10 protein-coding genes are annotated in these 9510 nt (G+C 61.9%); 5 read left to right on the top strand and 5 right to left on the bottom strand.

Going from position 1 to position 9510, the window contains the following annotated elements; genetic code table 11:
* Window positions 1-46 precede the first annotated feature (46 nt).
* The 3 genes from GOEFS_RS04860 to GOEFS_RS04870 are packed head-to-tail and all read left to right on the top strand — an operon-like array spanning window position 47 to window position 2978.
* A complete protein-coding gene (locus GOEFS_RS04860; protein ID WP_007316767.1) occupies window positions 47-1075 on the top strand; it encodes an ABC transporter substrate-binding protein in 1029 nt (342 codons plus the stop codon).
* Window positions 1072-2121, top strand: a complete 1050-nt coding sequence (locus GOEFS_RS04865) for a FecCD family ABC transporter permease (RefSeq protein WP_007316768.1) — start codon at window positions 1072-1074, stop codon at window positions 2119-2121. The genes GOEFS_RS04860 and GOEFS_RS04865 overlap by 4 nt, the downstream gene beginning before the upstream one ends.
* On the top strand, window positions 2118-2978 hold the full coding sequence (locus GOEFS_RS04870; protein ID WP_007316769.1) for an ABC transporter ATP-binding protein: 861 nt from the start codon (window positions 2118-2120) through the stop codon (window positions 2976-2978). Before GOEFS_RS04865 ends, GOEFS_RS04870 begins: the two co-directional genes overlap by 4 nt.
* On the opposite strand, the gene GOEFS_RS22325 is transcribed toward GOEFS_RS04870, so the two are convergent.
* The 3 genes from GOEFS_RS22325 to GOEFS_RS04885 form a co-directional block, all read right to left on the bottom strand.
* Complete coding sequence (locus GOEFS_RS22325; RefSeq protein ID WP_007316770.1) at window positions 2927-3703, bottom strand: DUF4253 domain-containing protein; 777 nt, start codon at window positions 3701-3703, stop codon at window positions 2927-2929. The two genes, GOEFS_RS04870 and GOEFS_RS22325, sit on opposite strands and share 52 nt — an antisense overlap.
* Before the next feature lie 147 nt (window positions 3704-3850).
* Window positions 3851-4513, bottom strand: coding sequence for a class I SAM-dependent methyltransferase (locus GOEFS_RS04880; RefSeq protein WP_007316771.1), 663 nt, complete (start codon window positions 4511-4513; stop codon window positions 3851-3853).
* 91 nt (window positions 4514-4604) lie between these two features.
* A complete protein-coding gene (locus tag GOEFS_RS04885; RefSeq protein ID WP_007316772.1) occupies window positions 4605-5237 on the bottom strand; it encodes a Pr6Pr family membrane protein in 633 nt (210 codons plus the stop codon).
* Between the two features lie 165 nt (window positions 5238-5402).
* Between GOEFS_RS04885 and GOEFS_RS04890 the strand changes: the two genes are divergently transcribed.
* Together GOEFS_RS04890 and GOEFS_RS04895 are read left to right on the top strand one after the other, a co-directional pair.
* Window positions 5403-6731, top strand: a complete 1329-nt coding sequence (locus GOEFS_RS04890) for an ammonium transporter (RefSeq protein ID WP_007316773.1) — start codon at window positions 5403-5405, stop codon at window positions 6729-6731.
* A 79-nt stretch (window positions 6732-6810) separates the two neighbouring features.
* Window positions 6811-7353, top strand: a complete 543-nt coding sequence (locus GOEFS_RS04895; RefSeq protein ID WP_007316774.1) for a dihydrofolate reductase family protein — start codon at window positions 6811-6813, stop codon at window positions 7351-7353.
* A gap of 393 nt (window positions 7354-7746) precedes the next feature.
* On the opposite strand, the gene GOEFS_RS04900 is transcribed toward GOEFS_RS04895, so the two are convergent.
* Both GOEFS_RS04900 and GOEFS_RS04905 read right to left on the bottom strand, forming a co-directional pair.
* Window positions 7747-8856, bottom strand: a complete 1110-nt coding sequence (locus GOEFS_RS04900; protein ID WP_007316775.1) for an NDMA-dependent alcohol dehydrogenase — start codon at window positions 8854-8856, stop codon at window positions 7747-7749.
* A gap of 35 nt (window positions 8857-8891) precedes the next feature.
* A partial coding sequence (locus GOEFS_RS04905; RefSeq protein ID WP_007316776.1) for an aldehyde dehydrogenase family protein occupies window positions 8892-9510 on the bottom strand: 619 nt, incomplete at its 5' end.

Consider the following 9510-nt stretch of genomic DNA (forward strand, 5'->3'; position numbering starts at 1 on the left):
TACATCGCGGACTTCGCGTAACAAGTCCCGGCCTCGAAGGATCGTCATGTTTCGTCGAAAGATGTTGACCTGTTTGCCGCTCGCAGTTGTTGCGCTGCTGGGAGTCGGCTGCGGAGCTGAGACCGCGGACACCTCAACCGGAGGAGAGGCGGCAGGGTATCCGATCACTCTTGCCAACTGCGGCCGCGACGTCACCGTCAAGTCCCCGCCGCAACGAATCGCTTCGCTTAATCAGTCGTCGACCGAGATCCTTCTTTCGTTGGGCCTGGCCGATCGAATCGCTGGAACGGCAACGTGGACCGATCCGGTATTGCCTACACTCGCCGATGCCAACGCGAAAGTGAAACGGATCGCTGACAACTGGCCGTCGTTGGAAGCGGTGTTGAACGTCGAGCCGGATTTCGTTACCAGCTCGTTCACGTCCACGGTTGGTCCCGCCGGGACGGTCACCACCCCAGAACGCCTGCAGGACTTCGGGATCGCTTCATACACGTCTCCGTCGGACTGTGAGAACAAGATCGCCGACGACGGCGACGGCAGCCGCAGTGAACCCATGACGCTCGACATCGTCTATCGGGAGATCACCGAGCTGGCCAAACTAACCGGTGTGCCCGATGCCGGGGTGAAGCTCATCGCATCTTTGAAGGACCGGGCGGCGAAGGCTTCACGCACAACGACATCCGGTAAGTCGGCGCTATTCTGGTTCGCGAACTCAGAGTCGCCGTATATGGCTGGCTGCTGCGGGGCGCCCGGCGTCATCGCGACGGCGCTGGGCCTGCGGAATGTCTTCGCTGACACCAAACAGGAATGGCCGCAGATCAATTGGGAGGAAGTCGCTAGCCGGAACCCGGACGTGCTGATTCTGGGCGACCTGACTCGCCGCGATCAGTCTGCCGAGACCGCTGCGGCGAAGATCAAATTCCTCGAATCGCACCCGGTCACTCAGAAGATGGATGCGGTCCGCAATAAGCGCTACATCACGGTGACGGGCGCCGAACTCAACCCGTCGCTGCGAACGGTGTACGGCATCGAAAGTGTCGCCGCTGGCCTGAAACGGCTCGGCTTCACAAAGTGAATGCTGTTCTTGTCCGGCGGATTCCGTCGGTACTCGCACTGTGGAGTGTTGGCATAGCGATACTGGCGATCTCGATTGCGGTCGCGGTGACTATCGGTTCGTCGTCGGTTGGCGCACGGGATGTGTGGCAACTTGTGTGGTCCGAAATTGGTTTCGGTACAACCGATCTCTCTCCCATACAGCAGGGAATCATCTGGGATCTGAGACTCCCACGGTCGGTATTGGCCGCTGTCTGCGGCGCGGGACTCGCGTTGTGCGGAGCGGTTCTGCAGTCCTTGCTACGAAATCCGTTGGCTGACCCGTTCGTCCTGGGTGTCTCTTCCGGCGCGTCCACCGGAGCGGTAACCGTTGTCGTCCTTGGCGTCGGCGCGGGTGCTATTGGCATGGCCGGAGGCGCCTTCGTCGGCGCGATGGCGGCGTTCGGTTTGGTTCTACTGCTGGTACGGCTGACCGGGTCCCGAGCGGCGGACACCGTGATTCTGGCCGGAGTGGCTGCTACACAGCTCTTCTCGGCGCTCACTTCGTTCATCGTCTACACCTCGGCTGACCCTGAGCAGACACGCGGCGTGCTGTTCTGGTTGCTCGGGTCGTTGGCGTCGGCGCAGTGGTCGCAGGTGGTGATATGTGCGGTGGTTGTGGGATTCGGATTGCTGGTCTGCGTATTGCATGCGGGCAACCTTGACGCCCTGACTTTCGGCAATGACGCCGCCGCAGCATTGGGGGTGCATGTGACTCGCACGCGCACAATTCTGTTGCTGGCGACCGCCTTGATGACCGCGGTAATTGTAAGTACTTCGGGTGCAATTGGTTTCGTCGGCTTGGTGCTGCCGCATATCGCGCGTGCCGTTGTCGGAATGGGGCATCGACTTCTGTTGCCGACCGTCGCTCTGCTGGGCGCGGTGTTCCTAGTCTGGGTTGACACCGCGGCGCGTGTTGTCATCGCGCCGCAAGAACTACCTGTCGGAGTAGCCACCGCATTGGTAGGCGTCCCAGTATTCATAGCGATCTTCGCGATGCGCGGCCGGTCGATGGGGCGGGAGCGATGAGGCAGCGAAATCGCAGTGCGACAGCGCATTCCGGATCGGCATCGGGGATTCAGGTAACCGACGTGTCCCTTCAGGCCGCCGGCATACGGATACTCGACGGAATTTCGATGGAGGCGCGACCGGGTCGCGTGACGGGCATCATCGGCCCCAACGGAGCTGGCAAGTCTTCGCTCATGCGCATCCTCGCCGGCATCAGCCAACCGTCCTCGGGCGAGGTAGTCTTCGAGGGCCAGTCTGTCGCGACGATCGGACGGCGTGTGATGGCGCAGCGGGTTTCCTTTGTGGCACAAGAAGAGTCGACCGAGTTGAATCCGACGGTGCGTGAAGTGATCGACCTTGGCCGGCTACCGCATCGACGGTCGTGGTCGGGAGCGTCATCCACCGATATCGAAGCGGTCGCGCGTGCCGCGTCGATTACCGGTCTCGCCGACCGCCTGGATCAGCGGTATTCGAGTCTGTCCGGCGGAGAGCGTCGTCGTGTGCAGATCGCCCGCGCGTTCGCCTCGCGACCGGAAGTACTGATTCTCGACGAGCCGACGAATCATCTCGATGTGCAGTACCAATACGAAGTGCTTCGACTGTCGACGTCGTTGGCGGCGACGACCATCGTCTCGCTCCACGATCTGAATCTGGCCGCCGCATTTTGTGACGACGTTGTGCTCATGGCAGACGGTCGTATTCGTGCCACCGGTTCGGCGTCGGATGTGCTTACCGAGTCGTTAATCGATGAGGTGTATGGGATGCGCGCGCAGGTCAATCGGGACGAGCACGGACTGTGGGTGAGGATCGTGCACGGCGAGGCCAATCAGTCCCACCAGAATGCCCAGCCTTCCCAGTCGGGCAGGAATTCGGCGTAGTCCTCGGCTTCCATGCCTTGGTCGATATTGTCCGGGCAGAACGCGTAGTGCTCGGCAACCAGCCGTTCCACCTGCTCGCCCGACTGAGGTGCGCGCGGGACCTGAAGGGTAATGGTGTCGTAGGACATTGCCACCAGCGTCGCGCCGAAGCGATCCTCCCAGGAACGCAGCACCGTGGAGACGGGCTCTCCGACGAGGTCGAGATTGGTCGCGCCGAACCAGCCGAGAACCTTGGGGACGTTGGCAGGACGATCAACCGGAACCAGCAGTAGTGCCGCGGGCTGATCCACAACGATGTCCGCTGCGGTCAGATCGGCACCATCGACTGCGTCGGCCATGGTGTGAAACGGTGCGGGGGAAAGGGATTCGTCGTCGGCGCTGAAGTCAAGGTCGGGGTAGAGGGCGGCGCGCCATGAGCCGTCGAAGATGGATACCGCATCGATAGTGCGGTCGTCCGGGCCGCGGAATTCACCGTCGAGCCAGGGACGCTCCAGGCCGCCGCTGAGCCCGACGACTTGCACCGGCCACAACCCAGTCCGCTCGAACGCCTCCACGAAACGGTGAATCAGTTCGGTTAGCTGCGCGACGGGCAGGATGGAGGTGGTCACCCACGCGCTCGCGACCTCGGCCCCGTCGGCGGTGATCTGGCGCCCAGTCGGGAGATCAATGCCACCGATCTCAGTGGCGGCGTCGAGGGGGAGTTCTCCCGGTGTGGCGCGGAACATGAGGTCAGTCTATGCAGGAATACCCGCGGGAAGGCTGTTTACCCCACAGCAGAAACGGGGTACGCGACAATAATTGTCGCGTACCCCGAAATAGCTGTGGGGTAGCCCGGAGCTACCCGGCGCTTCACGCGTGTATGGGAGCAGAATTCACCTGCGTCGCAACATGATCAAGCTGTCGGTTCGGTCGATCTCCTGACCGTCGGGGCGGCCGATGGTTATCGGGAGCAGCTCGCGTCGCGCTATTGTCCACTCGTCGTCGAGATCCAATTCGGAGAGGACGTCGTCGACCGAGGGAAAGTTGAAGTCGTCCGGGGCGTCGGCGTTCCAGTGCGGAACGCCGTCGTGGCCGATGATGATCAGCACGCCACCGGGGTTCACCGCGGCGGCGGCTTTGCGCAGGATCTGCGATCGACCGAGCTCCACTGGTGAATGCAAGTAGCTAGTGGTGACGAGATCCCAACTGCCGGAGGGGAAGTCATGGTCGAGGTCGATCTGCTGCCAGTGGACCTGATCGTCGACGCCTGCCGTGCACGCGGCCTCGCGCCCGTGCTGCAAAGCGGCGGCGGAGATATCGACCGCGGTCACCCGCAAGCCTTGCTGGGCGAGATAGACGGCGTCGGCGCCCGAGCCGCAGCCGAGATCGGTGGCAGTGGTGCCGGCGAAGTCGTCAAGTGAGGTGACGGCATCGACCAGTACTTGGTTGGGATTGCCGGTCCAGGGGCGAATGTCCGTCGAATAGAACTCTTCCCAGAATTCCGACGGCGTCGCGTCGCTGGCGTCGTGAGTGTGGTGATGCGTTGATGACGACACGGTGATGGCACTCCTGAGTTGTGGAACTGGACTGCTTCCATTTAACGGTCGACTCGCGTCGCGCGCAATGTCACTTGCGATATTGGCAAGATCAGTCGACGGGCCGGTTCCAGGTGCCAACCCAGTACACGCCGGCGGACAGCCCAATCATCCCGACGAAGACGACGATCAACGAGATGGTCATTGAGGCGTATCCCGGTGAGCGCGGATCGATGAACGGATACGGATACCAATCGACGAACGGTCCACGCGTCAGTGTGTACACGCCATAGATGAGCGGAGCGAGGAGCCAAGTCAACCAACTGCGCTTGGGAAGATTGCGAGGACGGACAAAGATCCAGTCGAGCAGGACCAGCAGCGGCAAGTATCGGTGCATGGTGTCGTTGATCCATTGCGTCTGGAGCTGGACGTCGATATTCGCCAGCAAGAGCGCGTAGACAATGCCGGTAATGATCATGCAGGTGGTTGTCAGGCCGCGGATCCATTGGAACCAGCCAGCTTTCGGCGCGAACAGCGCGCCGACGGCGAAGACCGTGACCGTCAATACGTTGCTCAGCACGGTGAAGTAGCTGAAGAAGTTCGCGAGCGAGAAGGTGTCGCCGGCTTGGACGATGGTTGCGGTGAGCGCGGCGAGACCTAGTGCGGCAGCCGCCAACCGCAATAGTCGGACCCACCGTGACCGGTCGAGTGAATGGGTGCCAGCGTGCTCGGCGTCGACGATCATGGCGCCCAGTCTGCCCGCCGACGGCCGCACGGGTGTCGGAATTGTCGTGGTCTGTCCCGCGCCAGGCAACTTCGCGATTCGGGCATTGGTGGTGTGCGCTGCACAAACGGCATCGGCAAGCCGTTAGACTTTCGTCGCTCAAACTGGCGAAGGAGTGCTCAGACCATGTTTCCGAAAATCGGCCCGCCCGACGGTGCAGACACCGCGTGGATGCTTGTCGCATTCGCATTGGTATTGCTGATGACACCCGCGCTGGGACTGTTCTACGGCGGTATGGTGCGCTCGAAGAGCGTGCTGAACATGATGATGATGTGTTTGTCCGCGATTCCGATTGTCTGGATCGTCTGGGTAGTCTTCGGATACTCCCTGGCCTTCGGCGCCGACGAGGGCGGGGTCATCGGTAATCCATTGACCTTTGCCGGGTTGCGGGGACTATTCGGCGACTACGGACCAGCTGGTGCTGACACCGTCCATATGCCGCTGGTCGGGGACATTCCCGCCGTCCTATTCGTCGCCTTCCAAGCCGGATTCGCAATGGTCACCGTCGCGCTGATCGCCGGTGCGGTGGCCGACCGGATGCGATTCGTCTCGTGGCTGATCTTCGCCGGGTTGTGGGCAACCCTGGTGTACATCCCCGTCGCGCACTGGGTCTTCAGCGCTCCCGGAATGACGAGTCAAAACGGCGGTTGGATTGTGTCGCATCTCAAGGCAATCGACTTCGCCGGCGGCACTGTCGTCGAAATCAATTCGGGTGCTTCGGCTTTGGTGATCGCTCTGCTGTTAGGGCGTCGTGCCGGCTGGCCAAAGGACCCGATGCGCCCGCACAACCTACCGTTTGTCATGCTCGGCGCCGGTCTGTTGTGGTTCGGGTGGTTCGGATTTAACGCCGGGTCGACACTGGCCGCCAACGGCTCGGCCGCGCTGATCGCGGTGAATACCCTTGGCGCGGGCGCGATGTCGATGGTCAGCTGGCTTGTCGTCGAGAAGTATCGGCACGGTCGGCCGACGTCATTTGGTGCGGCATCGGGTGTGGTTGCCGGGTTGGTCGCGATTACGCCGTCGTGTTCGGCGGTGACGCCGATTGGAGCACTTATCGTCGGCGCCGTCGCGGGCGCGGTGAGTTCTTATGCGATTGAACTCAAATACCGTTGGCGCTACGACGATTCGCTCGACGTGGTGGGTGTGCACTTCGTCAGTGGCGTGGTCGGCACATTGATGATCGGTCTGGTTGCCAGCTCCTCGGCTCCGGCAGGAGTGGATGGCCTCTTCTACGGAGGTGGGTTCGACCAACTGTGGCGACAGGCGGTAGCAGTGATCGTGGTGTGCGCCTACGCAGCTGGGGTTACCGCGATCATCGGTCTGGCGTTGAAGTACACAATCGGACTGCGCGCGGAACGCCAGCATGAGATGGACGGCATCGACGACGGTCAGCATGCGGAGACGGCCTACGACTTCCACAGCCCGCGCGGCGGTCGGGTGGACTTGCCGGGGTAGATCTGGCAACGCCCAGCGATGAGTTTTCTTGGCGTGGTTGGTCAGTATCGGTGACAACAGTTCGCTCGGAAGGAATTCCATGTCTCGCAAAGTGTCCGCACACCTGTTCAACTCGATAAACGGCGTCGTCGAATCACCCGACCAATGGCAGTTCGACCAGTTCGGTGCCGAGGAGGGGGAGCTGATGGGCGCGTCGATCGGCGGCGTTACCGATGTAGTCATCGGACACAAGTTGTGGGATGAGTGGTCGCAGTACTGGCCCGGCAACGACGACCCCTTCGCCAACTTCATCAATCCGGTACGCAAACATGTGGCGTCGTCGACGTTGAGTGGGGAACTCGATTGGAATAGCGTCGCGATCGACGGTGACCCGGTGGAGTATGTGAAAGCATTGCGCGAGAATGGATCCGACGGGGAGATTTCGGTTGCCGGCGGCATTGACACCGTCCGCAGCCTGTTCATCGGTGGTGCGATCGACGTATTGACGCTTACGACGCATCCGGTCGTCGGTGTCGGTCGGCGGCTCTTTGACGAGACTGTGCCGATCACGCGACTGAAGCTGGTTGATTCGACGGTGACGTCGTTGGGCAACGCGGTGCTGACGTATTCGTTACGGGACTGAGTCAGGCTAGTTTCGACGTCGGTTTGCGGGGGTCTCGGTACACCGACTCGCAGGCTCGTCGGCACTCGACCACCGGGGGTGGTGGCCGTTCCGATGGTCGAGTGAAGGCGACTCCCTTCGTTGGTCGAGAGCCGGTGGCCGAGCTTGCGAGGCTGCCGGTGTATCGAGACCCGGTGAGATTATTCACGGTCGTAACCATGTTGCGGTGCAACGGTTTTCGACGTTGGGTTGCGGGGTCTCGATACACCGACTCGCAGGCTCGTCGGCACTCGACCATCGGGGGTGGGGCGGCACTCGACCAGCGGGTGGCCGGCACTCGACCATCGGGGGTGGGGCGGCACTCGACCAGCGGGTGGCCGGCACTCGACCATCGGGTAGGTCAGCACCCGCTACTCAGCTGTGGATCAGCACTCCTCGAATGTTGTTGCCATCACGCAGATCTTGGTAACCCTGGTTGACCTGCTCCAGCGAATACTCCTGCGTCACCAGCTCGTCGAGTTTGAGTTGCCCGGCATCGTAAAGGCGTAGCAGTCGGACGATGTCGTACTGCGGGTTGGACGATCCGAACAGCGCGCCCTTGATGGTTTTCTCGTTGAGAGTTAGATCGGTGCCCGAGACGTGGACGGTCAGTTTGGTCGGGTCGGCCAGGCCGGTGATGACCACTGTTCCGCCCTTGCCAATGACCGCGGTGGCCGCCGAGACGACTTCTTCGTCGACCGTGCCGACCAGGATCAGCGCGGCGTCGGCGCCCTGCCCCCAGGTCAGTTCGGTAACCTTCTCCTGAGCTTCGGCCGCGGTCGCAAATGCATGTGTCGCACCGAATTTCAGGGCCGTGTCGCGTTTGAGCGCAACCGGATCGACGACGACGACATACTTGCAACCCGCCGACACCGCGCCCTGTACGGCGTTGATGCCCAGGCCGCCGATGCCGTAGATGACCGCGGTGTCGCCGGCGCGCAGGTTACCCGAATTCACCGCCGTACCCCAGCCCGACGGAACACCGCAACCGACCAGAACTGCCTTCTCCAATGGCAACCAGTCGTCGACCTTGACTACCGAGTGCTGACTGATGGTGGCCCGCTCGGAGAAGGTTCCGAGCATGCACATCGCGCCGAAATCCATTCCGTTGCCGTGGAATCGGAACGAACCGTCGGGCATCGAGCCCTCCAGGATGGTCGCTCCCATGTCGCACAGGTTCTGACGTCCCGTCGAACAGTAGCGGCAGGTTCCACAGTTTGGGATGAAACTACACACGACGTGGTCGCCCGGCTTTACCTTGGTGACGCCGGGGCCGACCTCTTCGATGATTCCCGAGCCTTCGTGACCGCCGACGATGGGATATCGAGGCGGAAGATCACCGTCCGTCAGATGGAGGTCTGAATGGCACAGGCCCGCCGCGGTGTATTTGATCAACACTTCACCGGCACCGGGGCCGTCGAGCTCGAGTTCCATGATTTCGAATGGCTTGCCGGCCTCGAGAAGTACTGCTGCTTTGGTTTTCACTGGGTTCTCCTTAGTTGACGTTGTGGAAGTGGTTGTCAGAGAGCGATATTGACGGCTTTGACCTGCGTGTAGAGATCGACGGCCGAGCTGCCGAGTTCACGTCCCCAACCGGATTGCTTGAATCCGCCGAAGGGGAGTGCGGTGTCGAAGCCGTTGTATTGGTTGACCCACACCGAACCGGCCTTCACCGCGCGTGCCGTGCGGTGCGCCTTGGAGATGTCCTTGGTCCAAATGCCAGCTGCCAGACCGTAAATGGAGTTGTTGGCGGCCTTGGTGACATCCTCCTCGCCGTCGAACGGCAGAGCCGCGACGACCGGTCCGAAGATCTCTTCCTCGACGATGGAGAACTCGGGCTTGACGTCGACGAACACGGTCGGCTCGACGAAATATCCCTCACTGCCCCAACGGCTTCCGCCAGTGAGGGCGCGAGCGCCGTCGGCGAGACCCTGTTGGATATAGCTGTTGACCCGATCGAATTGTTCTTGGGAGACAAGGGGTCCCAGTTCGGTCGTGGGGTCGAGGCCGGGGCCGATCTTCGCCTTCGACGCGGCGTCGGCGACGGCAGCGGTGAACTCGTCGAAGATCGGGCGCTCGACGAACAGGCGAGTGCCGGCTACGCAGCACTGGCCGTGGTTGAACATCCAGGCGGCGACC

It is taken from the genome of Gordonia effusa NBRC 100432 (assembly GCF_000241305.1).
GTDB classification, from domain to species: domain Bacteria; phylum Actinomycetota; class Actinomycetes; order Mycobacteriales; family Mycobacteriaceae; genus Gordonia; species Gordonia effusa.

Excerpts from the sequence above, each read along its gene's own strand:
- GOEFS_RS04860 (WP_007316767.1), top strand. The coding sequence starts at position 47 with ATGTTTCGTCGAAAGATGTTGACCTGTTTGCCGCTCGCAGTTGTTGCG.
- GOEFS_RS04870 (WP_007316769.1), top strand. The coding sequence starts at position 2,118 with ATGAGGCAGCGAAATCGCAGTGCGACAGCGCATTCCGGATCGGCATCG.
- GOEFS_RS22325 (WP_007316770.1), bottom strand. The coding sequence starts at position 3,703 with ATGTTCCGCGCCACACCGGGAGAACTCCCCCTCGACGCCGCCACTGAG.
- GOEFS_RS04885 (WP_007316772.1), bottom strand. The coding sequence starts at position 5,237 with ATGATCGTCGACGCCGAGCACGCTGGCACCCATTCACTCGACCGGTCA.
- GOEFS_RS04890 (WP_007316773.1), top strand. The coding sequence starts at position 5,403 with ATGTTTCCGAAAATCGGCCCGCCCGACGGTGCAGACACCGCGTGGATG.
- GOEFS_RS04895 (WP_007316774.1), top strand. The coding sequence starts at position 6,811 with ATGTCTCGCAAAGTGTCCGCACACCTGTTCAACTCGATAAACGGCGTC.